21 protein-coding genes are annotated in these 26,939 nt (G+C 39.7%); 19 read left to right on the top strand and 2 right to left on the bottom strand.

Annotated elements, in window-relative coordinates:
- Nucleotides 1–9: 9 nt before the first annotated feature.
- From phnW to IE222_RS15955, 9 genes are all read left to right on the top strand, one after another.
- A complete protein-coding gene (phnW, locus tag IE222_RS15995; RefSeq protein ID WP_191274500.1) occupies nucleotides 10–1,119 on the top strand; it encodes a 2-aminoethylphosphonate--pyruvate transaminase in 1,110 nt (369 codons plus the stop codon).
- Nucleotides 1,120–1,121: 2 nt separating this feature from the next.
- Nucleotides 1,122–2,303 (top strand): saccharopine dehydrogenase family protein, encoded by a 1,182-nt coding sequence (locus IE222_RS15990; protein WP_191274499.1) that lies wholly within the window; start codon nucleotides 1,122–1,124, stop codon nucleotides 2,301–2,303.
- Between the two features lie 24 nt (nucleotides 2,304–2,327).
- The gene (locus IE222_RS15985) at nucleotides 2,328–3,107 is read left to right on the top strand and encodes a DeoR/GlpR family DNA-binding transcription regulator (RefSeq protein WP_191274498.1); all 780 of its coding nucleotides are present in this window, start codon (nucleotides 2,328–2,330) and stop codon (nucleotides 3,105–3,107) included.
- A 400-nt stretch (nucleotides 3,108–3,507) separates the two neighbouring features.
- On the top strand, nucleotides 3,508–4,347 hold the full coding sequence (locus IE222_RS15980) for an ABC transporter permease (protein ID WP_191274497.1): 840 nt from the start codon (nucleotides 3,508–3,510) through the stop codon (nucleotides 4,345–4,347).
- Nucleotides 4,340–5,119, top strand: coding sequence for an ABC transporter permease (locus IE222_RS15975; RefSeq protein WP_191274495.1), 780 nt, complete (start codon nucleotides 4,340–4,342; stop codon nucleotides 5,117–5,119). Before IE222_RS15980 ends, IE222_RS15975 begins: the two co-directional genes overlap by 8 nt.
- Nucleotides 5,120–5,161: 42 nt before the next feature.
- The gene (locus tag IE222_RS15970) at nucleotides 5,162–6,202 is read left to right on the top strand and encodes an ABC transporter ATP-binding protein (RefSeq protein WP_191274493.1); all 1,041 of its coding nucleotides are present in this window, start codon (nucleotides 5,162–5,164) and stop codon (nucleotides 6,200–6,202) included.
- Nucleotides 6,203–6,229: 27 nt separating this feature from the next.
- On the top strand, nucleotides 6,230–7,285 hold the full coding sequence (locus IE222_RS15965; RefSeq protein ID WP_191274492.1) for an ABC transporter substrate-binding protein: 1,056 nt from the start codon (nucleotides 6,230–6,232) through the stop codon (nucleotides 7,283–7,285).
- Between the two features lie 85 nt (nucleotides 7,286–7,370).
- Nucleotides 7,371–9,077 (top strand): adenine deaminase C-terminal domain-containing protein, encoded by a 1,707-nt coding sequence (locus IE222_RS15960; RefSeq protein WP_191274490.1) that lies wholly within the window; start codon nucleotides 7,371–7,373, stop codon nucleotides 9,075–9,077.
- A 2-nt stretch (nucleotides 9,078–9,079) separates the two neighbouring features.
- On the top strand, nucleotides 9,080–10,414 hold the full coding sequence (locus IE222_RS15955; RefSeq protein ID WP_191274489.1) for an amidohydrolase: 1,335 nt from the start codon (nucleotides 9,080–9,082) through the stop codon (nucleotides 10,412–10,414).
- Nucleotides 10,415–10,512: 98 nt separating this feature from the next.
- Here IE222_RS15955 and IE222_RS15950 read toward each other — a convergent pair whose 3' ends face one another.
- Nucleotides 10,513–10,908 (bottom strand): GNAT family N-acetyltransferase, encoded by a 396-nt coding sequence (locus tag IE222_RS15950; RefSeq protein ID WP_191274488.1) that lies wholly within the window; start codon nucleotides 10,906–10,908, stop codon nucleotides 10,513–10,515.
- A gap of 294 nt (nucleotides 10,909–11,202) precedes the next feature.
- Between IE222_RS15950 and IE222_RS15945 the strand changes: the two genes are divergently transcribed.
- The 6 genes from IE222_RS15945 to IE222_RS15920 all read left to right on the top strand — a co-directional run bounded on the left by IE222_RS15945 (nucleotide 11,203) and on the right by IE222_RS15920 (nucleotide 19,784).
- The gene (locus IE222_RS15945; protein ID WP_191274487.1) at nucleotides 11,203–12,354 is read left to right on the top strand and encodes a processed acidic surface protein; all 1,152 of its coding nucleotides are present in this window, start codon (nucleotides 11,203–11,205) and stop codon (nucleotides 12,352–12,354) included.
- A complete protein-coding gene (gene srtD / locus IE222_RS15940; RefSeq protein WP_191274486.1) occupies nucleotides 12,351–12,980 on the top strand; it encodes a class D sortase, LPxTATN-specific in 630 nt (209 codons plus the stop codon). Before IE222_RS15945 ends, srtD begins: the two co-directional genes overlap by 4 nt.
- Nucleotides 12,981–13,267: 287 nt before the next feature.
- The gene (locus IE222_RS15935) at nucleotides 13,268–15,262 is read left to right on the top strand and encodes an IucA/IucC family protein (protein ID WP_191274485.1); all 1,995 of its coding nucleotides are present in this window, start codon (nucleotides 13,268–13,270) and stop codon (nucleotides 15,260–15,262) included.
- A complete protein-coding gene (locus IE222_RS15930) occupies nucleotides 15,259–17,349 on the top strand; it encodes an IucA/IucC family protein (RefSeq protein WP_191274484.1) in 2,091 nt (696 codons plus the stop codon). The genes IE222_RS15935 and IE222_RS15930 overlap by 4 nt, the downstream gene beginning before the upstream one ends.
- A gap of 5 nt (nucleotides 17,350–17,354) precedes the next feature.
- Nucleotides 17,355–18,578 carry an MFS transporter gene (locus IE222_RS15925; RefSeq protein WP_191274483.1) on the top strand — a complete coding sequence of 408 codons (1,224 nt, stop codon included), beginning with the start codon at nucleotides 17,355–17,357 and terminating at the stop codon, nucleotides 18,576–18,578.
- A gap of 24 nt (nucleotides 18,579–18,602) precedes the next feature.
- Nucleotides 18,603–19,784 (top strand): type III PLP-dependent enzyme, encoded by a 1,182-nt coding sequence (locus IE222_RS15920; protein WP_191274481.1) that lies wholly within the window; start codon nucleotides 18,603–18,605, stop codon nucleotides 19,782–19,784.
- 59 nt (nucleotides 19,785–19,843) lie between these two features.
- Here the strand turns inward: IE222_RS15920 and IE222_RS15915 are convergent, their stop codons facing one another.
- Nucleotides 19,844–21,196, bottom strand: a complete 1,353-nt coding sequence (locus IE222_RS15915) for a sigma-54 interaction domain-containing protein (RefSeq protein WP_223282740.1) — start codon at nucleotides 21,194–21,196, stop codon at nucleotides 19,844–19,846.
- A gap of 381 nt (nucleotides 21,197–21,577) precedes the next feature.
- On the opposite strand from IE222_RS15915, the gene IE222_RS15910 reads away from it, so the two are divergent.
- The 4 genes from IE222_RS15910 (at nucleotide 21,578) to IE222_RS15895 (ending at nucleotide 26,903) form a co-directional block, all read left to right on the top strand.
- Entirely contained in the window at nucleotides 21,578–22,663 is a 1,086-nt protein-coding gene (locus IE222_RS15910) for an aromatic ring-hydroxylating oxygenase subunit alpha (RefSeq protein ID WP_191274479.1), read from the top strand.
- Nucleotides 22,660–24,108 (top strand): aldehyde dehydrogenase family protein, encoded by a 1,449-nt coding sequence (locus IE222_RS15905; RefSeq protein ID WP_191274478.1) that lies wholly within the window; start codon nucleotides 22,660–22,662, stop codon nucleotides 24,106–24,108. Before IE222_RS15910 ends, IE222_RS15905 begins: the two co-directional genes overlap by 4 nt.
- A 1-nt stretch (nucleotide 24,109) precedes the next feature.
- Nucleotides 24,110–25,198 (top strand): tartrate dehydrogenase, encoded by a 1,089-nt coding sequence (locus tag IE222_RS15900; RefSeq protein ID WP_191274476.1) that lies wholly within the window; start codon nucleotides 24,110–24,112, stop codon nucleotides 25,196–25,198.
- Between the two features lie 163 nt (nucleotides 25,199–25,361).
- On the top strand, nucleotides 25,362–26,903 hold the full coding sequence (locus IE222_RS15895; RefSeq protein ID WP_191274474.1) for a BCCT family transporter: 1,542 nt from the start codon (nucleotides 25,362–25,364) through the stop codon (nucleotides 26,901–26,903).
- The last annotated feature ends 36 nt before the right edge of the window (nucleotides 26,904–26,939 follow it).

Below are 26,939 nucleotides of genomic sequence, written 5' to 3'. Positions count from 1 at the left end.
ATGAAGAATGTGAATAACGCATATCTATTATTGACACCAGGACCGCTAACCACATCTGAAAATGTTCGTTCTGCCATGCTTAAAGATTGGTGTACATGGGATGACGAATACAACCAGCTTGTTCAAAAAATCAGGAGAAAACTAGTTGATTTAGCCACCCATTCTCGACATGAATATACGTCTGTTTTAATGCAGGGAAGCGGAACGTTTGTTGTTGAATCTGTCATTGGTACTGTTATGCCAAAAGAATCTGGAAAACTTTTAATCGCCGCAAATGGCGCTTACGGAAAACGGATGATACAAATAGCAAACGTGTTAAATATAGATACGGTAGTTAGTATTACGAATGAACAAGAGCCAGTTAATAGTCTGGAAATAGAGCAAATCCTAAAAAGTGATGACACCATTACACACGTAGCGGTTGTTCATTGTGAAACGACGACAGGTATTTTAAACCCCATTGAAGCGATTTGTCGTCTGGCAAAGAAATATAACAAAATAACAATCGTTGATGCGATGAGCAGTTTTGGAGGCATTGACTTAGATGTACATGATTATCAAATAGATTATTTAATTTCAAGTGCGAATAAGTGCATCCAAGGTGTTCCAGGATTTGGATTTGTCATTGCAAAAATAGATGAATTGGAAAAATGCAAAGGGAATGCCCGTTCATTATCATTAAATCTTTATGATCAGTATGAAACGATGGAAAACAATCATGGTAAATGGCGTTTTACCTCCCCTACACATGTTGTCCATGCATTTTATCAAGCCCTAATGGAATTAGAAGAAGAAGGTGGGATTCCAGCAAGGCATAAGCGCTATAAAAATAATCAAGAAATCCTTGCAAAAGGAATGGAGGAGATCGGGTTTAGACCTTTGGTAAAAGAAGAGTACCAATCACCGATCATTACTTCGTTCTGTTATCCTAATTCAACCTTTAATTTTCGCTCATTTTATTTGTCATTAAAACAAAAAGGTTTTGTGATTTATCCTGGAAAGGTTTCGGAAATAGATACATTTAGAATCGGAAATATTGGGGAAGTGTATGAAAACGATATTATAAAATTATTAAATGCTGTAAATGGATCATGTTTGAAACTTGAGGGAGCTGTGTAGATATGAAGGTTTTTTGTCTTGGAGGAGCAGGGAAAATTTGCCGGGAGGCTGTTTTAGACTTAGTTCAATTTTCGGATTTTGAAAAAATAACGGTAGCGGATTTTAATGAAGAAGAAGGTCTTAATGTTGTTGAATGGCTAAATGACCCGCGGGTAGATTTTATGAAAGTAAATGTCCTTGATCACGATGAGACCGTGGCAAAAATGAAAGGCTATGATATTGTTATGGACGGCACGACCATTAAATTAAACGGCAAATCTACTGCATGTATTGCCGAAGCAGGATGCCATGGCGTTAATTTAAATGGATTTGGTGAAGAGAATCATTCTCATTCAACCTTTGTTGAAAAAGGAAAAACATGCTTGCCGGGCTTTGGTATGACGCCGGGGCTAACACAGATGATGGCTATGTATGCTGCTAACAAGCTGGATACGGTTGAGAGTGTTCGGGTTAGTCATGGATCCTATCGGCCGATTGCATTTTCAAAATCCATAACGGAAACAACTACATATGAATATGATCCCAATCTGCCGGGAAGGGTTGTTTATGAAAACGGTGAATTTCTACAAGTGCCACCATTTGCACGCCCAAGGGAAATTGAGCTTCCTGAACCATATGGAAAAGGGATTCAATATATCATTCCACATGCAGAGACAAAAACGCTGGCAAAGGCTTTAAAAGCAAAAGGCATTCACTTAATTGAAGTGCGTGGAACATGGCCTAAACAAAATATGCAGCTGGTTAAAGCACTTTATGATTATGGTTTTTTACGAAATGATTTGATTACCATAAATGGAAAAGAAGTAGGAATCTTAGATTGTGTTGCCGAATATTTATATCAGTCACAAGAAGGCACGGAGACAGAATTATATGGGTATGCATTACATGTCGAAGTAATCGGTAAGAAAAATGGGGAAACATTTCAACATGTTCTCACACATACCCATCCAAGATCAGATGGTTCTGTAGAAGGATGGGAAAAGCTTCGAGCCTATACGAGGAATGTGGCGATTCCCTTTGCCATCGCTGTGCAATTAATTGCCAAAGGTGAAGTAAAACAAGCAGGGATTTTAACGCCTGAAGAAGCGTTTAAAAACCCAAGTATTATTTTTGAAGAATTAAAAAGGCGTGATATATTTATACATGAAAGGGTAGGAAAGCTACGAGAAACGGTACCCGTTTAAAAGGTTGTAAGGGAGCAGTTTTTTATGTCATTACTGGCTGAGGAACGAAAAAGAAAAATTATAGAACTGATCGAAAAGTACGGACAGGTCAAGGTTGCTGATCTCGCTGAAGATTTTCAGGTTTCAACCGAATCAATCCGCAGATATCTTGAAGAGTTAGAACATGAACGTAAACTAAAAAAGGTATACGGCGGTGCTGTGAAAGTTTCAGATGACATTGAAGAGCCGACCTTGTTTGACAGGGAAATTTTACACATTGATGAAAAGAGAAAAATTGCCAAAAAGGCGCTGACGTTAATTGAACATAATGATGTTATTATGATTGATGAAGGCAGTACCACACTGCAAATGATTGATGGTTTGAAAGAGTTTAAAGGTTTAACAGTCATAACGAATTCATTTCCGGCAGCCTCAAAGTTAATTTCCTTTGCAAATAAAAACCTATTTGATGGGGAAATCATTTTTCTTGGCGGGAATATTCGTCATCGGCATTATCGTACTTCAGGATCTTTGGCTGAAAGAATGGCTGCAGAATTTTACGCTGATAAAGCATTTATTTCGATTGATGGTCTTGAACTTGAAGCAGGGATGACAAGCTATGATTTAGAGAAGTCAATACTAACACAAAACTTTATTAAAAACTCGAAAAATAGCTTTGTTTTGACTGATCATACAAAAATTGGCGTTAAAGCAAATTATCGGATTGCTTCTGTTCAAGAAATAGATTTCATTATTACGGACTTTGAGCTGGATGAAAAGAGGAAAGAATACAAAGAAATAAGTGAGAAATGGATTGTTTGTTAAAAGGGTGTCCCACAGCTTGGGACACCCTTTTTTGTATAGGAATACAAAGAGGTGACAAAGTAAAATAGGAACGGTTGGAGATTATAGTACATAAACACTTCCAAGAAAAGGGGAAAACTATCAGTGTTGCGAAAAATCACCAAGCCGGAGGAAGGGCTATTTTTTTAAAAGCTGAATTAGTTGAATTTTTCTGTAAAAATGTAAAATGCATACATTTTTAATTTCTATCCTTTGGTTTCCTATCTATTCACGAACATTCAGCAGAAATTCCAAAATAAGTATTCGTGTTTACTGTTGCCAAAATGAATTGTGTTAATTATAATACAAAAAGTAGAGTGACTAGATTAGTTCAAATTGGAATAGATTATTTATTTTAAAAAAGCAGAAAGTGAGGCCGGATATGACACAGCAGCGAAGACTTCCGTATATCATCTTAGCTCCGGGAATGATTCTTTTGATTGTATTCTTGGTGTTACCCCTTGTTTCCATTATATTTCCAACGTTTTTTGATGGAGGGTTCACCTTGACGCATTATATCTCGTTCTTCATGGATGAGTATAATATGAGTATTTTTTGGCGGACGATTCGAATATCTTTGATAGCCACTTTGTTTTGTGTATTCTTAGGAGTTCCGACCGCTTACTATATTTCGCAAAGTCCGAAGAAATGGCGCGGTCTATTAATGTCCATCACCTTGTTTCCGCTATTAACGAATTCAGTCGTGCGAAGCTTTGCATGGATAACCATTTTAGGGCAAAGCGGAATTATTAATACTACGTTAAAAAATATCGGCTTGATCTCTAAACCACTTACATTACTTTATACGGAGTTTTCTATTACCGTGGGTTCTGTGTATCTATTCTTACCATTAATGGTGATTACCCTAGTAGGGATTTTAGAAAATATAGATTCTGAAATTATGGAGGCAGCAGAAACGTTAGGTGCAAACCGCTTTATTGCTTTTATGAAGGTGATTTTGCCGTTAAGTGTACCTGGAATTATTGTCGGCAGTATTTTAGTTTTCACAGGAAGCTTGACAGCATATACCACCCCGCAATTATTAGGCGGAAACCGAAACATCATGTTAGCCACATTCTTGTACCAAAATGCAACTGCATTAGGCAACTGGAAAGGCGCAAGTGTGATTGCGTTAATTATGATTGCCGCAACAGTGATCGTCATGAAGTTATTCGATTGGGTTGCCAAGCGCATGGATAAGAGAGGTGAGGCAAGTGCGTAAAAATGCCGGATTACAAATCTTTGCATGGATAGTCTTTGCATTTCTAATTGTTCCGTTGATTATTATTGTCGTAACCTCTTTTGGAACAAATTCAACTATTCAGTTTCCGATTAAAGGTTTTACTTTCGACTGGTATGGCAAAGTATTTAATAATGAATCCTTTATGAACAGCTTCTATCTTAGTTTGGAAATAGCGTTTATTGCGACTGTTCTGGCTTTAGTTGTTGGGATTCCAGCTGCTTATTCTCTGGCACGTCATAAGGTATTCGGGCGTAATTGGATTAAAAGCTTTTTCCTTTCGCCGACAATTGTACCGGGATTGGTAGTTGGATATGCCGTTTACCAATTTATAGTCATACAATTTCAATTTCCAATTTTTCAAGGATTATTATTGGGCCATTTCTTAATTTGCATTCCTTACGTGATTCGTGTAGTTGGATCTACGATTGAGCAGTTAGATTTTTCAATTGAAGAGGTTTCATGGACGTTAGGCTGTACAAAATTACAAACGTTTATCAAAGTAGTTTTACCGAACATTACGTCCGGAATTTTTGCTTCCTTCATGCTGGCATTTATCAATTCCTTCAATAATATTCCTGTGTCACAGTTTTTATCAGGTCCGGGTGTAACGATGCTGCCAACTAATTTAATGAATTATATTGAATACAACTATGATCCATCTGTTTCTGCATTATCAGTTGTATTGATGCTTGGCACGATTGTTCTAATGTTTATTATTGAAAAGACACTAGGTTTAACAAGTATTTCATAGGACCATGCAGAATAAAACAGCGAGGAAGGATGAATAAACATCATGTCTTATGTTGAATTAAACGATATTCGTGTGAGTTATGATAATAAGACCGATATCTTAAAGGACTTGAATTTATCGATTGAAAAAGGCGAACTTGTATCCTTGCTAGGGCCGTCCGGCTGCGGAAAAACAACAACTTTGCGTGTCATTGCAGGATTAATTGAACCTAATGACGGGGAGTTTATAGTTGATGGAAAAAACTTAACAAAAGTACCGGTTTATAAGCGTGAATTTGGTATGGTATTCCAAAGCTATGCACTGTTTCCCCATCTCACCATCAAGGAAAATATCGCGTTTGGCTTGAAATTACGCAAGGAAAAAAAGAGCTCCATCGATAAAAAGGTAAAAGATATTTTGGCAATTACTGGACTAGGAGAGCTGGGGGACCGCTATCCAAAACAACTTTCGGGCGGACAAAGACAACGTGTAGCATTAGCACGAGCTTTAGTTATCGAACCAAAGTTACTATTATTAGATGAACCATTAAGTAACCTAGATGCTAAATTGCGCGTAGCGATGCGGATTGAAATTAAACGGATTCAAAGCCAATTAGGTATTACTTCTGTATTTGTGACGCATGATCAAGAGGAATGTTTCTCCATTTCCGACAAAGTGGCTGTCATGAATAAAGGAATTATTGAACAGTTCGATACACCAGAGGAAATTTATAAAAATCCCAAATCTGAATTTGTCGCACGTTTTATTGGCTTTGAGAACTTTTTTGATTTAACACCAATAGAAAAAGGGAAATATAAAACTGTGGACGGAACGACTTTTCTAAGTACCCGCCAATGGGAACCCGGAAAACACATAGGGACCATTCGTCCGGATGATATTGATATTGTGTCAAATACTGAATCAACTGCAACGAATACTGTGTCTGGGACGATAAAAGTTCGTACATTTTTAGGAAAGTCTTATCAGTATGAGATTGAAACCTCTATTGGTGCATTACTTGTGAATGAAGTGGATGATGTGATTTATCAAGTGGGAGACACTGTCACCTTAATGATTCCAGCACATAAACTCATCATTGTATAAAACATGAATGGAAAAGGAGAAAGAAAAATGAAAAAAAGACTAGGTTTAGCAGGGTTAACACTTGTAACTGCCAGTGTACTAGCTGCATGTGGCGGCGGCGCCGATAATGGAAAAGAAAAGCAACAGACGCTGGTTATCTCTACTTTCGGTTTGGAGCAAGATAAAATGCAGCAAGATGTCTTTAAACCATTTGAAGAAAAATACAATGTAGATATTGTAATAGAAGCTGGGACAAGCTCGGAACGTTTTACAAAGTTAAAAAGCAACCCAAACTCAAACGTTGACGTGATTGAATTATCCCAATCAAATGCAGCTGACGGTGTTTCAGAAGGGCTGTTTGAAAAGATTGACAGCTCGAAAATTCCTAATATGGAAAAATTAATTGATAGTGCTAAAGAATTGGCGCAAGATGGTGCAGGTCCAGCTTATACGTTAAATAGTATCGGAATTGTTTACAATAAAAAGGCCTTGGGGAAAGAGATAAAAGAATGGGATGATCTTTGGGATCCTTCTTTGAAAGGAAAAATCTCTATTCCTGATATTGCCTCAACTTTTGGCCCAGCAATGCTTTATGTTGCAAGTAAGCATGAGAATGTTGATATTACCTCCGATAATGGAAAAGCGGCGTTCAAGGGAATTTCAGATTTAGCACCAAATGTTGTCAAAACATATAGCAAATCATCCGATTTAGCGAACATGTTCCAATCGGGTGAAATTGTTGCAGCTGTAGTTGGTGATTTTGCAATTCCTATTATTACGCAGGCAAATCCAGATGTGGCCTATATTGTCCCGCAGTCAGGAACATATGCAAACTTTAATACCATCAACATCAACAAAAACTCTAAAAACAAAGACTTGGCTTATAAATATATTGACTGGCGTTTAAGTAAAGAAATTCAGGAAAAAACAGCGGTCTCTCTAAATGAAGCACCAACAAATAGTGAAGTCGTTTTAGATGATAAAACAGCACAGAATAAAACATACGGTGATATTGCAAAACGTACAAACAAGGTCGATTCACAATTCGTCAATAAAAACCTTGAATCTTGGATTAATCAGTGGAACCGAATCCTAAATAAATAAAAAATTAGTTGGAAGGAGAAGGGCTGAGGAATAATTTCCAGCCCTTTTTCTGTTATCAAAATCCTAAAAAAGAGGGAATAGTAAAATGAAAGTTGATGCAGCAATTATAAATGGACTGATTTTTAATTCGTTCACCAAAAAGTTCGAAAAGAAAAATGTTTCAATCGTTGGTGATAAATTCTACTATATTACAGCTGACGAATTTGAGAACTTAGAGGCTGATGCAGTTATAGATGCATCTAATCAATATATAGTTCCAGGGTTAATGGATATTCATATGCATATTGAGAGCTCCATGACATCTCCTTCTATTTTTTCCGAAGCTGCGCTAACACGCGGTGTAACAACGGTTGTGGCTGATGCTCATGAGATTGGCAATGTGTTCGGTATGGAAGGGCTAGAGGCGTTCTTTTCACAGCCAAGTGTCATGGATATTTTCTTTGCAATTCCTTCTTCTGTGCCTTCGACAGTACCTGAATTAGAAACTACTGGCGGTTATATTGGTGTGGAAGAAGTGAAGCAGCTTTTGAAACATCCGAAGGTAATTGCTCTAGGGGAGGCCATGAACTTTAACGGAATTGTGAATGATCCGGATTCCTTAATTCGTCAAATATTGCGTGCTGTGCAGACGGAAAGACCGTTTATGCCTTTAGAAGGCCATATTCCAAGGGTTTCTGGTTTAGAGCTAGCGAAATTTTTATATGCAGGCTTAACGGCTGATCACACTCATCAATCGCCTGAATCGATTTATGAAAAAATTACTAGTGGGATGTTCTTGGAGTTTCAAAAGAAATCAATTACACCGGAAAATATCCGTGTGATTGTGGAAAATAATTTCTATGAATATATGGCCATTATTACTGATGATGTCATGGCAGATGATTTGTTGGAAGGCCATTTAGATGCAAATGTGCGTTTAGCGATTTCCTGTGGTATGCCGGCAGAACAGGCGATATACTGTGCTTCCTATACGCCTGCCAGACGAATGGGATTCCAGGATCGCGGGGCGGTTGTTTCCGGTTTTAAAGCTGACTTTCTATTGCTCGATGACGTAAAAAGCTTTGATATTGCAGCTGTCTATAAAGATGGGAAAGTGGTGCACAAGCGCGGCAATGACATCCGGTACCCTGATCAGAAACCTAATTTTCCTGCGCATTTTTATCAATCCATTCAATGTCGTCCCTTAACGCCGGAGGATTTACGTATCAAGGTAAAGGCATCTGATATGGCGAAAGTAAATGTCATCAGCATTTCAGAAGTCGGGACGTTTACCGAGCATGTTCAGCGCGAAGTTGGTATTGTAGATGGATATTTGGATTGGGAGAATAGCGGCTTAGCCCTGATTATAGTAATGGAACGGTATGGGAAAACAGGGGATATCGCTTATGGGTTTGTTGAAAATGCCTTAGTTGAAAAAGGCGCAGTTGCCACAACTTGGGCGCATGATCACCATAATGTTATGGTCATGGGAACAAGTGCAGCAGATATTTTAGCAGCACAAAAAAAGCTAGTAGAGTTACAAGGCGGCTATGTTGTGACACATGCTGGAAAAGTACAAGCCGTTTGCCCGCTGCCAGTCTGCGGTATTATGAGCGATGCGCCGATACAAGAACTAGGTGCACAGCTAAAGGAAGTTCGACAAGCAATGATTGCTTTAGGTTATCGCAACACAAATGAAATTATGTCCTTCTCGACATTATCGTTACCTGTTTCTCCTGTAATTAAAATTACTGATAAAGGGATGATGAATGTACGTTCCCAAATGATGATCCCATTAGTTGAAGGTGAATAAAGATGAAAACACTCATTCAAAACGCTTGGATTTTAACAATGAATGAACAAATGGAGCAGTTCCAAAATGGCTATTTACTTGTAGACGGAGAGAAAATTTCCGGAGTCGGTTTGATGGATTCACTGCCAAAAGATATTGTTTACGACAAACTTATTGATGCAGGTGGTGCAATTTTGCTGCCGGGCATGGTAAATACACATACACATATCGGGATGATCCCGTTTCGTTCATTAGGAGATGACTATCCAGACCGCTTACGCCGTTTCTTATTCCCGTTAGAGAATGAATGTATGAACGAAATGCTTGCCTATACAAGCGGAAAATATGCCATAGCTGAAATGCTGCTTGCAGGTGTCACAACCTTTTTTGATATGTATTATTTTGAACAGCAATTGGCCATGGCGGCAGAGGAAATGAATGTCCGAGCTCTTTTAGCTGAAACGGTCATTGATACAGTAACCGTAGATGTGGAGGAACCAATGGGCGGTTTGGATTATGCGGAAGAAAGATTTCTGCCCAAATGGCAGGGGCACCATAGAATTCATGCGTCGGTCGGACCGCATGCTCCTTATTCGAATACAATTGAAGCACTAAAAAAGGCAGATGCTTTATCGGAAAAGTACAATGTACCATGGATGATGCATGTCAGTGAAATGGATTTTGAACTGGAAAAATTCCGGAAAGAACGCAATCAAACCCCCATTGAATTTTTAGAAGCTATCGGGGTATTGAGTCCAAGGCTTGTAGCGGCACATTGTATTCATCTAACAGACCATGATATTGAGTTGTTAAGGAAGTATGATGTGAAGGTGGCACATTGTATCGGTGCTAATACGAAATCTGCTAAAGGTGTAGCCAGGGTCCGGGATTTATTAGCTGCTGGTGTAACGGTGGGTTTGGGTACAGATGGTCCAAGCAGCGGTAATACACTGGATTTGTTCAGCCAAATGAGGCTGTTTGCGAACTTCCATAAAACCTATTTAAAGGATCGAAGTGCTTTCCCGGCTGAACAAATAGTTAAATTGGCAACCATTGAGGGAGCAAGAGTATTAGGCATGGAGGAACAAATTGGCTCAATCGAAATAGGCAAACAAGCCGATTTCATTATGGTGGAAACCGATTCAGTCAACATGTTTCCAATTTACGACCCTTATTCTGCATTGGTTTATTCTGCTCATGCCGGTAATGTAAAAGACGTATTCATTGCTGGAAGACAGGTTGTGGAAGCAAAAAAATTAGTGGATTTTGATTTAGCGCAGTTGAGAGCAGAGCTCGCTGAAGAAATGAATAAAAGTGGATTTAGGAGTAAAGCGTTAAAAGCATTGAAAGATAAATAGAAGGAACGATAAAAACGCTGTTGGGTGATCTGACCCCATAAAGATGGACAAAAAATTTTATGGGGTCACTTCAGGTAACAGCGTTTTTTAAAATAATTTTACCGCTTCCTCATGATTTTAAACCCATTCTCAGCCTTTTCGAAGCCTATCCTTGGATAATACTCCATTGCAGTAGGGGATGAAAGAAGCAGTAAGGTAACTTCCTCACCAATCTCTTCCTGCAGCAATCTTACAAGTTCTTTTCCAATCCCGCTTTTTTGATAGTTTTGGTCCACGGCCAAGTCGGATAAATAGCAGCAATAGCTAAAATCTGTTATTGCTCTAGCGATTCCCACGAGTTTTTCCTGATCCCAGGCAGTAAAAGTAAGATCGGCGTTATCGATCATTTTTTGCAGCCTTGGTAAATCATCTGCGGGTCTTTTAATGCCTGATACCTTAAATAGCTGAGAAAGTTCCTCTGGTGTAATAGTTGTGTTAAGTTTGTACTCAATCATAAAAACCCCTCCTTTATTTCAAAAATTTACCTCCAAACTGCTATAATTTCAAGCTTTAATCTTAGCAGTGGATTCTAAAGTCTTGCTAGACTTTGCTGGATTTTCAAATTCTGAGATAGGTATATGTTTTGTAAAAGTCTTTGAGAATCTAAATGACAAATTTGTTAAAGAAATGACAGGAAACCCCTATTTTTTACAAATTTCGTAAAATAAAGCTTCTAATTATCATTTCCCGGAGTTATAATACATTCTTAGTGGGTATATTATTATTTTTGAAAAATGGGGGAAACATTAATGAAATTTCGAAAAATTCTGTTATCACTTTTACTAGTGTTTAGTTTATTCCCTGCAGTTAGTAAAGCGGCCATTCCGGATGACCAATTAACTGCATTTTTAGCTGAATCCAACTGGAAAGATAAAGAGGAATTGGACTCATTTTTGGAATCTTTCTATTATGTGAGTTTAGAAGATTTCAACTCGGTTGATGAGTTAAAGGAAGTCCTAGGAGAACCTATTTCCGATGAGAACCTAAAACAATTACTCGAAGATTATGGATTCGAAAGTGAGCAAGAACTTATATCTACCCTAGTAGAAAACGGGGAGATGGAAGAAGGCGAGAATGTACGCGATGTGTTTCGTTATATTGATGCGCTGGATTCTACTGTTTCGTTTTATGCACATGAGGCGGGCACACCAATTACCGATGAGAATCTTCAGGAACTGCTAGATGGATATGGTCTGACATTGGAAGAATTGAAAGAGCTTTTAGCTAAAAACGATGATTCTCTGGAAAACTATGAATTCATTGAAGATCTTGATTTAGCGGTTTCTATGTATCTTGGAGGCGGCGAAATCTTTGATTTAATTGCAAAATTAGGTATTACAGATAAAGAAATTGAAGCGGTTATAGCCCATTTAGGAACACTTGATTTGGAAGATCCAGCTCTTATGGATAAAATGCTGAATTTAGAATCAAGATTAGCTGCTTTTGAGGACTTTGACAGCGCAGATGATTTAACAGATGCACAAGCGGCGGAACTTGGAAGCATTATGAAGGAAATGCTGGACATCTTTCAAATGGATGCAAAGTACTTCCTGGTAAAAGGCGACAAAAAAACAGAAATATCCTTAACGCAGCTGCTCAAAATAAAAGATCCAAATGGGTCGAATCTATTGATTGAGCTCTACGATAAAAATGGGAAATTTCTTGCGGATATTTTAATCACACCAGATTTATTCGGTTCTGATTTAATTGAGGATACAGTAAAGGATATTAAAAAGGTGGAGAAAGTGGTAAAAAATCCACAAAAAGAAAAACCGCGGACAATAAAAGGGGGAAAGCTGCCAAATACTGCAGGTAATTACAGTGAAGGTATACTAGCCGGCTTAACTCTTATAGGGATTGGGGTCATTTTCTTCCGAAAACGGAAAGTGAAGTCTTTATGAAAAAAAAGCTTACTGCTCGAAGATTAATTAGTATTTGTCTAATCTTAGCAGGTGTATGGATTACGATCATAAATATTCGCCCCATGCTTCAAACCGGGACTTCTGAAACGACCGCTGTGAAAGAAAAAAAAAAACAGCCAATCTCTAATAAAACGAAAGTGAGTCCAATAAAGTCCGAAGAGCCAGCTCCTTTATACCCTGTCCGGCCAAAGATGGGTGAGCAATTGGGAGAACTATACATCCCAAAGCTTGATAAACAGCTGACTATTTATCATGGAACGGATGAAGATGAGCTTGAAAAAGGAGTAGGTCATTTTGCCGGCAGTGTTCTTCCAGGTGAAAAAGACAATTCCGTCCTATCCGGACACAGGGATACCGTTTTTAGGCAGCTGGGCAACGTAGGAAAAGGGGATTTGTTCGTTGTTACGACTGCAGCCGGCGAATTCACTTATAAGGTAAGAAGAGTACGGATTGTTGATGCAGATGATCGTACCGTGATCGTCCCCAAACCAAGGGCAACATTAACTGTGACCACCTGTTACCCTTTCTATTATATTGGTGATGCACCGCAGCGGTATATATTAGTTGCCGATTTAATTGACAAAAAAATTGCAAATCATTCATAAAAGGAAGGTGCCTATAGAATTTAGGCACCTTTTCTTTTTTAAGATATTACCTGAATTTTGTTTCAAGGTTACCATTTTTTTATTCAGGATAAATTTACATTTTTAAAATTTTAAGCCTGCTAATTCATTTAATAAATGGAATAGTAGGCTTTTTTGGCTATAAAAGGAAAAAATTATTCAGTACAAAAGTCATTTGACAATGATAATCATTATCGACTAGGATAATAAGTAAGTTACATTGATAATAATTATCATTATCATTTATGTTGAGTAAAAGGGGAGAAAACATGACTGTTATACCTATCGAACGTATTCAAAAAGCCAGAAATAAGTTTTTAGATCAGGAAGAATTAAAAACCCTATCCTTCATCAGGAATCACAAACCTGAATGGGAAGAACTATACATTATGAATCTTCAGTTAGGAAGAAGAGGGATATTCCAGCGGTTATTTCAGGCGCTTATACGTGAGGGAATAATAGATGAAGCGAGAGTTACGTGGCTGGAAGAACCAAGACAAATGATTTACGTTCAACTGTCCAGCGGAAAAGCTTTTCAGGTAGATGTAAAAAAGCATTCACTCGGAAGGTTTGATTTAGAAGGGGATGTTGTAATTGACAGCCCTCAGGCTACTACAATATTTCATCCTGTTGAACTTCTTGACTTACTTAGGCAGGAAGGAGTACTGGAGGAGGCACAGGAACACCAGTTTCAGCGATTTAAGCTGGAAATCCAGAATGGTGCAGCAAATTTTGCTTTAGCCCTGACAGGGGCGAAGCTTAGAAAGAAGGAGCTAATAGCTCGTGCCCGCTCGCAAAAGATACATACTTCCTTAGAATGGGTGACCAAACAGTGTAAGGAACACAAGAACTTTAGTCCGCTTGCTTTCTATGAACAATGGGTTGTTGAGGGGCATCCTCTACATCCGGGAGCGAAAACAAAGTTTGGCCTAGATGTGTTGGACGTGATTGAGTATTCACCAGAATGGGGGGCTGTACCGAAAATCGCGTTTGCAGCAGTTTTAAAGGAAAATTGTCAAACGTCCTCTATGGATGCTCATACTGTTACAACTTTGCTATACAAAGAATATGAAGGCTTACAATCAACTGTTGAAAAGGTTTTAGACGAAAAGGGGTTGGACCCTGCTCAGTTTGAACTGATTCCTGTTCATCCTTGGCAGTTTGATCATACTTTGATCAGTCTTTACAAAGAAGAGATTGAGCAGCGAAAGATTGTACTAATTTCAGAATTTCATATTCCTGCACAGTCACTAGTTTCTTTTCGCTCATTAGCTCCTATTCAAAACCGAGGACAGAACAGGCATCATATTAAAACCGCGGTAAATGTTCAAACCACTAGCGCGATACGTACTGTATCACCAAATTCAGTAGAGAATGGACCTGTCCTTTCGGAGATACTGGCTAAGATTCAAGAAAGAGAAAACCATTTTGGCGGCAATTTTGTTGTTCTGAAAGAACGAGCCGGCGCTTATTTTCAACCAAAGAACCAAGATTTATCAGAGGATAGACGGTGGAAACTCCAAGCGAACTTAGCCTCCATCTTACGGGAGAACCCTGAGAACTATATTAAAAAAGAAGAGGAAATACCGATGGCGGCGGCAGCGCTTTTAGCTGATTCACCTATTAGTGGTAAACCTATTGCGATTGAATTGATCAAAGAGCTGGCAGCTCATTATCAGTTATCCAGTCTGACAAAGGCTGCCTGTATATTCATCGAAAAATATGCGGAAACGTCGTTACCTGGCTTTTTCACTTTAATGGTGCGCTATGGAATAAGTTTAGAGGGCCATATGCAGAATAGTGTTTCTGTATTTTATAAGGGAGAATTGGTACGTATGCTTTTAAGAGATTTTGGTGGTATACGGATTTATACGCCAAGATTAATGAGGGAAGGATTTCAACCGAGGATTTACCCTGGTTCTTCTATTGTAACGGACAAGGTAGAGCAATTACGAAATATTATCTCCTATTCTGTCCTTCAAAATCACTTCGCTGAATTAATCACATGTATCGTCCGGTACCTTGGAATGGATGAGAAGGAGCTTTGGAAGCAGGTTGTGACGGTTATAAGGTCCGTTTTTACAGAACTAAAAAAGGACCCTGAGATCAGAGAACAGGCGGCGGAGGATGAGCGGGCTCTGTTTCAACCGATGATAGACTTGAAGGCGCTAACGACAATGAGGCTGCGAGGGGATGTAACGGTTTACCCTTTTATTAAAGTTCCTAATCCAATAGCGGAGTGGAAAGGAGAGCTGCCATTATGAGCATCACTTCAGCACAGCTTCTGAAAAAGGAAACCTCGTTTAAAGAAGGCGATATGTTGAAAGATGAACTTAAGGTTCTGAATTTTTTGCGAAGTAAGCATCCTGAAATGGCTTCTGTATATGTGCAATCTCTTACAAAAGGGCGACAAGGTATTTTACGGCGCCTTGCAAGTTCTATGCTGCGGGAAGATATAAAGGGACTTGATTCAAATTCATATGATTTGGTAGTCATTGAATCCATTTATGCTTTAAATGTTCCGGCAATTGATGAATTCTGGCAAAGGATTATGGCTGTACTACATACGTATCCACTAAAAAGTGGAAAGGTCTATAAGCTTTACCCCCTATCATCGGAGGGCTGCCTCGTTATTCCTGTAGGCCGAAGGTATGCCTATAACCGTTCAGAGGTAGAAGGAGACATTCTGCATATTTTTAATATGGAGATTAAAACAATCAAGCACGCAGCTGAGCTGCTTGAGTTGCTGGGCTGTAAAGCAGAGGTGAACAGTGAGCACAGTTCTTGGCAAAGGTTTACTGAAGAGCTAATCAACGGAAGTGCAAACCTGGCACTCTCCTATGCCTATTGGAACCAAAAGAAAAAGGAACTTCAACAGCAAGCTGCCGAGCAAGGGGTCACTAATACGATCGATTATGTCCTATTACAAAAGAAACAAAATCGTCGATTTGATACTAGTTTATTTTTTGAACAATTATCTATAGAAGGTCATAATCTTCATCCAGGAACGAAAACAAAAATGGGGATGGAACCGGAGGACGTTTTTCGTTATGCCCCTGAATTTGAGGGTGCAGCAGGTCTTCATTTTGCAGCGATACGAAAGGATTTTGCAGAGTGGAGGGGGAGTGAGGAACATGAGCAGGATGCCAACGCCTTTCTTTTTAAAGAGTATCCCCACTTACCAAGGACAGCTGAACAAGAGTTGGCAGAACTCGGTTTAAATATGGCTGATTATGTCTTTGTCCCCGTACACCCATGGCAGTTAAAACATGCAATTCCAGTAATCTACCAGCAGGAAATAGAGCAGCACATCGTTATTCCGCTGCACGGTATCGTGGTGCCATGCGGGGCTACCTCTTCGTTTAGAACTGTGGTACCTCTAGGGAATGGAGAAACTTCCAAGCATTCTATTAAAGTTGCTGTTAACAGTCAGATGACTTCTACCGTTCGCTCTATCTCAGCTCAAACAACAAACAATGCAGCTGTTTTTACGCAATTGATCTGTTCTGTTATGCAGCGGGAGCAAAACTTATTGAAGACATTCATACCTGTTTGCGAATACGGAGGATTTAATTATAAAGCTAGTAATAGAGATCATCATCATGAACTGAAGGATAGAAATTTATCTGCTGTAATAAGGGAGAATGTAGAGTCATTCATCACTGATGACGAAGTAGCAATCGTTGGCAGCTCGTTGTTTGCTGAATCACCCATTTCAGAAAAGTCGGTTCTGTTCGAGTTAATTGAACAATATGCAAGACAGAAAAATGAACCTGCTCTTCGTCAGGCAGCGTTTCAATTCGTCTCAGAATATCTGTCCATTGCGCTCCCGGGCTTCCTTACGCTGATGACAAAATACGGAATTGGATTAGAAGGGCATTTACAAAATAGTGTCATCGTATTTAAGCATGGCTGTCCTGTTCGAGTGTTATTCCGTGACTGGGGTGGTACAAGAATTTATCGGCCAAGGCTGCAGCAGCATCAAATCGACGTGCAATTTTATCCTGGATCGGTCACATTGACAGATTGTATTTCGGAAATGCATAACAAGGTTTTTTATACGGTCTTTCAGAATCATTGCGGGGAACTGATTCTTCAAGTATGTAAACAGTTTGGATTAAGAGAGAAGGAGTTGTGGCAGCAGGTTCATTTGATCTGCAAAGAAGTATTCGACCAATTGGAAAAACAGCCTTCATATCGGGAAAGTATCAATATAGATAGAACTGCATTATACCAAGAAAAGGTATCTCATAAAGCACTGACGAAAATGCGGCTGGAGCCTAAAGGGAAAAACTACTCTTATGCAATTGTTCTTAACCCTTTACACGACTTTGGGGAGAAGGAAGGGTAAGTGTTATGGCACAAGTAGATGTTCAATATACAAAGCCAATACACTTTGCACTCCAATCACGAATGTTTAGCCTTTTTATGTCAGGGAGCTTCTTGACAAGAGTGGGAGATTGGATGGATATCACGGCCCTCAACTGGGTAGTCTTACAGTTTACCAATTCCCCGCTTCACTTGGCGCTGATCAATGGCTGCCGGCTGCTGCCAGCATTTCTATTCAGTGTTCCGGCAGGTATATTGGCAGATCGATATGATCGGCGAAGATTACTTATTTTCATCCAAATCGGAATGATGCTGTTCACATTCTGTCTTGCTTATCTTGTTGAAATGCGGCAGTCATATTGGCTTTTCGTGTTCATTGTAACCATAAGGTCGATATTGGCGGCGATGGATCCTCCTATTCGTAATGCTCTAGTGCCAAACCTAGTGCCGCAAACCGCGCTGATAAGCGCGATTGCTATTAATACAACGATCATTCATCTGTCTCGGATGATTGGGCCGGCCGTTGCAGGTATGCTGCTTGCCGTCACAGATTTGGAGGATCTCTTTTATATTAACGCATGGGGAACGCTTGGTGTTATCCTCTCTTTACATATAATACGCCCAAACCCTTCTTTAGAAACTATTAAAAAGGAAAGAGAAAAAGCAACCTTCCGTGAGGTTGCCGCTTTTGTAAAAAGTACACCCCCAGTGCAAGCTTTATTCCTCTTAGCGATCGTCCCAATGGTATTTGGCTTTCCTTATACCACGATGATGCCGCTATTTACTAGAGATCTATTACACTTGGGTTCAGAAGGATTTGGACTGCTTCTATCCATTTCATCGGTTGGTGCACTAGGAGGCACCGTTTGGCTTTCAATACGGAAAGAAGTGAAAGGTGCAGGAAGATGGCTGGTGTATTCTATAATAGGTTTTGGTTTTTCTTTGCTTTTATTTATAGGGAGTACAAATATTATAACAGCCGGTGCAGCGATGTTCCTCGTAGGTTTAACGAGTCAGACCTATCGAACGATGAGCCGAATTACATTACAAATACATGTACCAGATCAACTGCGGGGAAGGATTTTAAGCATTGCTTTAATGGATAGGGGCTTTATTCCACTTGGAGCGATCTTGATAGGAGCGGTTGCTTCAGTGACAGGCACTTTATCGGCCGGTATCCTGATGGGGGCGGGCTGTATAGTAACAACCATCCTTATTGTGGTTGGAAGACGACAAATTTGGAACTTGTAAGATTGTATAGGAGTGTATAGACAAATGATAGAAAGAATTGTGCAATCTCTTAAGAAGGAACGGAAAAACCCATTTTGTGCTTATATTTATGACTTATCAAAACTTCGCCATCATGTTAATCAATTGATGGGAACGCTGCCCCAAGTGTGTCGTTTATTTTATGCGATTAAAGCAAATTCAGACCTGTCTCTTTTAAAGGCACTGGTTCCGATTGTTCATGGATTTGAAGCAGCTTCACTGGGCGAAATTGAAAAGATTAGGGCAGTGGATGAAAAAATCCCTATCTTGTTCGGGGGTCCAGGGAAAACAGAAGAAGAAATTGCAGGAGCAATGGATTACGGCGTCAGCTTACTCCATGTTGAAAGTGTTCATGAATTACAATTAGTGAATTACATTGCCGCTCAAAAAGGAATAAGCCAGGCCATCTTACTGCGCGTCAATCTTAACCACTCTGTTCCAAATGCTCAATTGAAAATGGCAGGTGTGCCGACACAGTTTGGAATGGAAGAAGGAAAAATCCCCTCTGCTATTTCTTTGGTGCAAAGTCTGTCGAATGTAAAGCTTCACGGCTTTCATTTCCACGCTATGTCTAATAATGTGGATGGAAAAACGCATGCGGAATTTGTGGATCATTGCTTCGGAACGGCCAAAAGGTGGCAAAAGGAGTGGCACCTAGACTTGTCTTATTTAAATGTAGGTGGTGGAATTGGGATTAACTACCGCGAGATAGAACATCAGTTTAACTGGGGGGATTTCATTCAGCGTTTAGAACACGTACTGGAAAAGCATCGTGACTCCGGCTATAAGGTTCTGTTTGAATGTGGCCGTTATATTACTTCATCTTGTGGATACTATGCAGCAGAGGTATTGGACATTAAACAAAATCATGGTCAAACCTTCTGTGTTATTCGCGGAGGAAGTCATCATTTTAGACTGCCGGCAGCGTGGAAACAAAGTCATCCTTTTACAATCATCCCAATAGAGAAATGGGTTTATCCTTTTGAACGTCCTGAAATTAAAGAGACTATTATTACTGTTGCCGGAGAGCTATGCACACCTAATGATATATTAGCAAGGGAAGTGCCGGTATCTTGCTTACGGGCTGGAGATATTCTTCTCTTTCATTATGCCGGAGCCTATGGCTGGGCAATTTCGCACCATGAATTTCTTAGTCACCCGCATCCAGAGCATTTCTACATTGAATGATATTTGGTTTTTCATTGAGTGAAGGAAAAGAGCCGCTTACTTAAAGCGGCTCAAAAAACTTATGATTCAGTTAAATTACTGCAATACTCATTTATCAGCTTGACAGCCCGCGTCTGGCTGATGTTTAAATCCTTTGCAACTTTTCTCGAGCTTTTATGTTTTTTATACGACTGAACCACTAAAGTTTCCTTTACATGCTCAAGAGCATCGTCCAGATTCGCAGGGAGTGAATACTGTGCTTGCGGCTGTGTATTGTTTGTGATTAACTCCGGTAAGTCATATCGCTGGATAATCGAATCGCTGGTGACGACAAGTCTCTCCATGACGTTTTCTAGCTGGCGGATATTTCCCGGCCATGAATAGGAGGAGAAAATATCCAAACATTCTTGAGAGATAATTTTATTCATTTCATATTTCTTATTAAACTTATATAGAAAATTATAGGTTAATGGAATAATATCCTCCTTCCGCTCCCTTAGCGGCGGCAAGTGAATATCGATAATATTTAAGCGGTAAAACAGGTCTTCACGGAACAGGCCTTTTCGTACCATCTCGACCAAATCGCGGTTAGTTGCGGCGATAATTCGGACGTCCACTGTCTTCAATTCATGGCCGCCTATCGATAGGAATTGTTTTTCTTGAATCACCTGCAGCAGCTTTGCCTGAAGTGATAACGGCATTTCACCAATTTCATCAAGAAACAATGTGCCTTGATGGGCTATTTCCAGCAGCCCTTTCTTTCCATACTTGCTTGCACCAGTAAATGAACCTTCAGCATATCCGAAAAGTTCAGATTCAAGTAGGTCTCCAGGCAGCGCAGCACAGTTTATTTTTAAAAATGTTTTGGTTTTCCGTTTGCTAATATCATGAATATATTGCGCTAACACGCCTTTTCCTGTTCCGGATTCTCCTTGAATTAGAATGGTAGAATCCACCTTGGCGATTTTTTCGCAAACCTTTAGGATGTCTTTCATCTTACTGCAATTGGTGATCGGAGTGGAATTATTCATGCTTTCAGGCTGACTTTCTCGTTCCTTTTTAATACTCTTAAAAGTCTGCAGCTCCCGAGAAGTAGTGACCACTAGTTCGATCTCATTGTCCTCATTTAAAATCGGCACAGCCGTCGTTAATAATTCCGCGCCTATATAGGTTGTCTGCCGAATTGTAACAGGTTTCTTTTCCTTGAAAACAAGTGGAACGATTGACGGCTTCCAATACCCCTTTTCAAACAATTCAATGTTATATTTGCCAACGACATCTTCCGGTTTAAGACCATAATGCCTTTCACACACACTATTAACAAAGATAATCTGTTGATTGCCATCAATGACGAAAATTTCATCAGAAGAATGATCCAGGATCCTTCTCAATGTTTCCCCCGTTATTTCAGGTATTTGCATATTTTCTAACATACAAATCTAACCCCTTATCAAATGAGTTAATTTCGATTCAAATGAGTTGAAATCAACTCATTTTTTATTGTAACTTTGTATAAAAATTGACACTTTTCAAGTAAATTAAACGATTTTAAAAGTTGGCACGATACTTGCATTTAATATTAGTGAATGTGTTAAAAGGTTTTACTTATTAGGAAAACCGCTTACACTAATTAAACTAAATATTCGGCCTCTTGTAAACGTTTAACACTATATTCATAGTGTGAATAGTAGTTTCAAGATGAATTGTTTCCAACTCGCTTTTTAAAGAGGTTGAAATAATTGGATATTTAGTGCGAAATATGCGTTTTAAAAAGAGATAAATTAAAAAATAGATTCAAGGAGAGGAAAATTACCATGGCAACTTATAATCCGGTAATAAACAAGGCAGAAAAAACATTTGAAAGATCTTTAACGTATGATCTATACACAGATCCAAAGGTATATCAGCAAGAATTGAATGATGTGTTTGCTAAATCATGGCAGCTAGTGGGCCATGTAAGCCAAGTTGAAAAAGCGGGCCAATTCTTTACGTGTGATGTTGCTGGGGAACCAATCCTTGTTACACGCGGAAAAGATGAAGTAATTCGTGCATTCTACAATGTTTGTCCGCACCGTGCTACGAAGTTAGAAAAAGCTGAAGCTGGAACAAAGAAAATCTTTGCCTGCGGATACCATGGCTGGACATTCCATTTAGATGGACAATTAAACAAGGCTCCAAACTTCTCTGGTGAAGATGCTCATTGTGTCAGCGACCGCTGTTTACGTTCTGTAAGAATGGAAATAGGTGAGGGACTTATTTTCGTTAATCTCGATGATAATGCCGCACCATTAGCTGAAGTGTATGGAGATTTCTTCGATCGTTTAGCAAAGTTTCCATTCTTAGGCGAGCTTAAGAGAATTAACCAAAAAACTCGTGTAATTAAAGCAAACTGGAAAGCGTTTATTGACAACTATTTAGAGTGTGACCACTGCCACGTAGCTCACCCAAGCTTTATTGCAACATTAGATATGAAAAACTATCAAATTGTTACGTGCCAAAACTATTCTGTTCAGGCTTCTGTTGTTAAGCCGGATAGAAAAATGGGGACAACTGACTTAAATGAAGCTGAATTCCAAGGCGGAGAGTTCTACTGGTTATGGCCAAATCTAATGGTAACGATTTATCCAGGACCAGCCAATATGGCAACAATTCAAATGGTTCCGATTGACCACGAAACAACGTTAGGGGTTTACACATACTACTTCAGAGATGAGAACTTAAGTCAAGAAGAACAAGACTTAGTAACATTTGCAGAACAAGTAAGGGCAGAAGATGTTGAGTTAGTTGAACTAGAGCAAATTGGCTTCCGTTCACGTGCATTTAACCAAGGGGTTTACTCTTCATCTGAAAAGGCAATTGTACAATTTCACGAAATGGTATTGGAGGCGTTAGGACGATGACAAAAGTAGAAGCAGCAGTTAAAAAGCATTTATTTATTAATGGCGGTGATGTAGAGGCGGCTGAATACGCCCCTCTTTACTCTCCTTATTCAGGAGAAAAAATTGCTGAGATTGCAATGGCAGATGAAAAGCTGACTCAGGATGCGATCAAAGCAGCTGAAGCAGGATTTAAAGTGATTTCTAAAATGCCTGCTTATAAGCGGTCTGCTATTTTAGAAAAAGTAGCAAAGCTATTAGAAGAAAGATTAGAAGAAGCAGCAGAAGTTATTTCCAGAGAATCCGCAAAGCCGATTGTATTTGCAAAAGGTGAGGTTTCAAGAACGATTGAGACTTACAAATTCGCTGCAGAGGAAGCAAAAAGAATTCATGGTGAAACCATTCCATTTGATGCATCTCCTGGCGGTGTAGGAAGAATGGGTTATACAACCCGTAAGCCAATTGGGGTGATTGGAGCGATTACGCCGTTTAACTTCCCTATGAATCTAGTAGCTCATAAGGTTGGACCAGCGGTTGCTTCCGGTAACTCGATCGTATTAAAACCAGCATCACAAACACCATTAACTGCACTATATATTGCTGAACTATTTAAAGAAGCAGGTCTTCCTGATGGCGTGTTAAACGTTGTAACAGGTTCAGGTTCTGTAGTTGGGGAAGAAATCATTCGTGACCATCGTGTGGCGATGATTACCTTCACTGGCAGCCCGGCGGTTGGAATTGCGATTCGCAATAAAGCCGGCCTAAAGAAAACGACTTTAGAGCTTGGCTCAAATGCAGCCGTTATCCTTGATAAAGATACAAATGTTGACCAAGTTGTAGACCGCCATGTAATGGGGGCATTCTCTAACCAAGGTCAGGTATGTATTTCCCTGCAGCGCGTTTATGCTCATGAAGATGTGTACGAAGAGTTTGTAGAAAAATTTGCTGCGAAAGCAAAAGAATTAAAAATCGGTGACCCGTTAGATCCTGAAACCTTTATTTCTGCGTTAATTTCGAAAAAGGAAACAGAACGTGCGTTAGGCTGGATTGAAGAAGCGAAACAAAATGGCGCAGTAGTAGTAACCGGTGGAAAATTAACAGCTGATGGAGTACTTGAGCCAACGATCATTACAAATGTTGATCCACAGCAGAAGATTTCCTGCCAAGAAGTTTTTGCTCCGGTAGTAATTGTGAATAAAATAAGCTCTGTTGAAGAAGCAATCGAATACGTGAATGATTCTCGCTACGGTTTACAGGCAGGAGTTTATACGAAGAATGTAGATAAAGCCTTGCTTGCAAGTGAGGTACTTGAAGTTGGCGCTGTTATGATTAATGACATTCCAACATTCCGTGTTGACCATATGCCGTATGGCGGGGTTAAAGAGAGTGGAACAGGCCGCGAAGGAATTAAATATGCAGTTGAAGAAATGACGGAATTGAAATTAGTTGTTTGGAACAGAGGCGAATAGGATGAGCACATATAAAATTGCGGTCATTGCCGGGGACGGAATTGGTCCTGAGGTACTTGAAGAGGGAATCAAAGTTTTAAACAAAATCTCAGAACTTGACGGTTCGCTTCAATTTGAATACACCTACTTTCCATGGGGCTGTGAGTATTATGCGAAGCATGGTGTGATGATGGATGAAGACGGGATTGAGAAATTAAAAGACTTTGATGCGATTTTTCTAGGCGCTGTCGGATTCCCAGGCGTTCCTGACCATATTTCTTTATGGGATTTATTATTAAAAATTAGAAAAGGCTTTGATCAGTACATCAATATCCGCCCGATTAAGTTAATCAAAGGTGCTCCATGTCCATTAAAAGACGTGAAACGCGAAGATGTCGACATGCTGTTTATCCGCGAAAACAGCGAGGGTGAATATGCTGGTGCCGGGGATTGGTTATTCAAGGGCCAGGAAAATGAGGTTGTCCTGCAAACAGGAGTTTTTTCTCGCAAAGGAACAGAGCGTGTTATCCGCTATGCGTTTGAGACGGCTAGAAAAGAAGGGAAATCACTTACAAGCATCAGTAAGGGAAATGCCTTAAATTATTCGATGGTGTTCTGGGATCAAGTATTTGAGGAAGTTGCAGCTGAATATCCAGATGTGAAAACTGCTTCTTATCTAGTCGATGCAGCAGCGATGTTAATGATTACCGATCCGAAAAGATTCGAAGTCGTTGTGACATCCAATTTATTTGGTGATATACTAACGGACTTGGGAGCGGCCCTAGCTGGAGGGATAGGGCTTGCAGCAGGTGCGAACATTAATCCGGAAAGAACATTCCCGTCGATGTTTGAACCAATCCATGGCTCCGCGCCGGATATTGCTGGAAAAGGATTGGCTAACCCGTTGGCAACAATCTGGTCAGCGAGCCAGCTGTTGGACTTCTTAGGTTATGAGCAGTATGGCAAGCTTGTTCTTGATGCCGTTGAGGAGCTGCTTTTAGAAGGTAAAGTGTTAACGCCTGATATGAAGGGTACAGCTTCTACATCTGAGGTTGGTGACCGAGTGGCAAGTATTGTCAGCTTACTAGTACCATCTGCGGTGATAGAATAGTAGATAACTTAGCAGCATATGAAATGGGGGATGTTTCATATGCTGCTGTTATCTCTCTTTTTCAGAAAATTAACATTTATCTACTTTTTATACAATCTATGGAAATCGCTTACATGTTGGAAAAGCTCCAGCCATGCAAATTTACAGAAAAAGGAGTGATTGGATGAGCAGTAAGAAAGCTGTATTTTATGTTTCCTTAGCATTAAGCTTAGTGTTAATCAGTATAGGGGTATTTGCTCCAAAAAGCCTGGAAAGCTTCTCGAACTCTTCTCTTAGTTTTATTTATAACAATTTAGGCTGGTTTATTCTTGGCAGTGTATTTTTATTCTTTGCTTTCTGTATGTATATTGGAATGTCAAAGTTCGGCCATATTCGTCTTGGGGATGATGATGACCGCCCAGAATATAAAACAGGTACGTGGATTGGCATGCTGTTTAGTGCTTCAATTGGTATCAGCCTTGTCTTCTGGGGTGTGGCAGAACCTGTTTCTTATTATGTAGATCCTCCATTTGGCCAAGCTGAATCCGAACAGTCGGCTAAGCTTGCGATGCAATTTGTGTTTTTACACTGGGGAGTATCCGCTTGGGCATGCTATGCACTTGTAGGCGTGTCGCTGGCATTCTTTCAGTTTCGTAAAAAACTCCCGGCCTCTTTGAGCTCCGTCTTTTATCCGTTAGTTGGCGATAAAATCAGAGGTACTTTCGGTAAGGTAATTGATATCATTGTCATCCTTTCTATCGTAATTGGGATTGCTACTTCACTGGGTTTTGGAACTCTGCAAGTGAACAGTGGTGTGAATTACTTGTGGGGAGTGCCAGTCAATATTAATATTCAGGCATTGATTATCATTGTTGTTACCTTTATCTATGTTGCATCTACCGTTTCTGGTCTTCAAGGAGCTATGAAGCATCTTTCAAATCTTAATATGTTCCTAGCTTTTGCACTTTTAGGATTCGTTCTATTCTTAGGCCCGACACAAACTATTTTTAAAATCTTTTTCCAAGGGGTCGGCGATTACGTACAAAACTTTATCGGTATGTCGTTCCGTACAGAGCCATATAACGACGGCAAATGGATTTCAAGCTGGACGTTGTTCTATTTCGGCTGGTGGATTGCCTGGGCACCGCTGGTTGGAAGCTTTGTAGCGAGAATTTCCAAAGGGCGTACGATTAAAGAATTTATGTTTGGGGCTGTCTTCATTCCAGTGCTTGGTTCGTTCTTCTGGTTCTCTGTTATGGGAGGATCAGCGATTCATCTAATTCAAAATATGGGTGAAAAGGCGTTGGCAACTGCTGTTTCTACTGATGTTACGTCTGCATTATTTAAGTTTTTCGATTACTTCCCAATGAGCACCTTTTTAAGTATATTAGCAATGGTTCTTGTACTGGTGTTCTTCATTACATCGGCAAACTCGGCAGTATTCGTTCTAGGGATGATTAGTGAAAATGGGAATCCAAACCCAACACATTTGACGAAAATTATCTGGGGTGTTGTCATTGCGGCAATTTCTGTTGTTTTAATTATGACTGGCGGGTTATCTGGTTTGCAGTCAGCGCTTGTGGCAACAGCCGTGCCGCTCGCTATCTTAATGATTGTCATGTGCTACACCACTTTTAAAGGTCTAAAGGAAGAAATTACTCAAACACCTAAATCAGGAAGTAAATTAGTACGAACAGCTCCACTTCCAGAAAAAAAGGCACAATAAAGTAGTAACAGGATTTTCTTTACATCCCCCTCCTTT

Origin of the sequence: Neobacillus kokaensis, from assembly GCF_014656545.1 — a bacterium.
GTDB classification, from domain to species: Bacteria; Bacillota; Bacilli; order Bacillales; family Cytobacillaceae; genus Neobacillus; species Neobacillus kokaensis.
Note: the sequence above shows the minus strand (reverse complement) of the source record. Positions and strands in the feature narration are given on the sequence as shown.

Bases quoted from the DNA above. Each gene is read 5' to 3' on its own strand.
- IE222_RS15945 (WP_191274487.1), top strand. From the start codon at position 11,203: ATGAAATTTCGAAAAATTCTGTTATCACTTTTACTAGTGTTTAGTTTA.
- IE222_RS15930 (WP_191274484.1), top strand. From the start codon at position 15,259: ATGAGCATCACTTCAGCACAGCTTCTGAAAAAGGAAACCTCGTTTAAA.
- IE222_RS15900 (WP_191274476.1), top strand. From the start codon at position 24,110: ATGAGCACATATAAAATTGCGGTCATTGCCGGGGACGGAATTGGTCCT.
- srtD (WP_191274486.1), top strand. From the start codon at position 12,351: ATGAAAAAAAAGCTTACTGCTCGAAGATTAATTAGTATTTGTCTAATC.
- IE222_RS15920 (WP_191274481.1), top strand. From the start codon at position 18,603: ATGATAGAAAGAATTGTGCAATCTCTTAAGAAGGAACGGAAAAACCCA.
- IE222_RS15955 (WP_191274489.1), top strand. From the start codon at position 9,080: ATGAAAACACTCATTCAAAACGCTTGGATTTTAACAATGAATGAACAA.
- IE222_RS15935 (WP_191274485.1), top strand. From the start codon at position 13,268: ATGACTGTTATACCTATCGAACGTATTCAAAAAGCCAGAAATAAGTTT.
- IE222_RS15965 (WP_191274492.1), top strand. From the start codon at position 6,230: ATGAAAAAAAGACTAGGTTTAGCAGGGTTAACACTTGTAACTGCCAGT.
- IE222_RS15980 (WP_191274497.1), top strand. From the start codon at position 3,508: ATGACACAGCAGCGAAGACTTCCGTATATCATCTTAGCTCCGGGAATG.
- IE222_RS15915 (WP_223282740.1), bottom strand. From the start codon at position 21,196: ATGTTAGAAAATATGCAAATACCTGAAATAACGGGGGAAACATTGAGA.
- IE222_RS15910 (WP_191274479.1), top strand. From the start codon at position 21,578: ATGGCAACTTATAATCCGGTAATAAACAAGGCAGAAAAAACATTTGAA.
- IE222_RS15970 (WP_191274493.1), top strand. From the start codon at position 5,162: ATGTCTTATGTTGAATTAAACGATATTCGTGTGAGTTATGATAATAAG.
- IE222_RS15905 (WP_191274478.1), top strand. From the start codon at position 22,660: ATGACAAAAGTAGAAGCAGCAGTTAAAAAGCATTTATTTATTAATGGC.
- IE222_RS15990 (WP_191274499.1), top strand. From the start codon at position 1,122: ATGAAGGTTTTTTGTCTTGGAGGAGCAGGGAAAATTTGCCGGGAGGCT.
- IE222_RS15925 (WP_191274483.1), top strand. From the start codon at position 17,355: ATGGCACAAGTAGATGTTCAATATACAAAGCCAATACACTTTGCACTC.
- IE222_RS15960 (WP_191274490.1), top strand. From the start codon at position 7,371: ATGAAAGTTGATGCAGCAATTATAAATGGACTGATTTTTAATTCGTTC.
- IE222_RS15950 (WP_191274488.1), bottom strand. From the start codon at position 10,908: ATGATTGAGTACAAACTTAACACAACTATTACACCAGAGGAACTTTCT.
- IE222_RS15895 (WP_191274474.1), top strand. From the start codon at position 25,362: ATGAGCAGTAAGAAAGCTGTATTTTATGTTTCCTTAGCATTAAGCTTA.
- IE222_RS15985 (WP_191274498.1), top strand. From the start codon at position 2,328: ATGTCATTACTGGCTGAGGAACGAAAAAGAAAAATTATAGAACTGATC.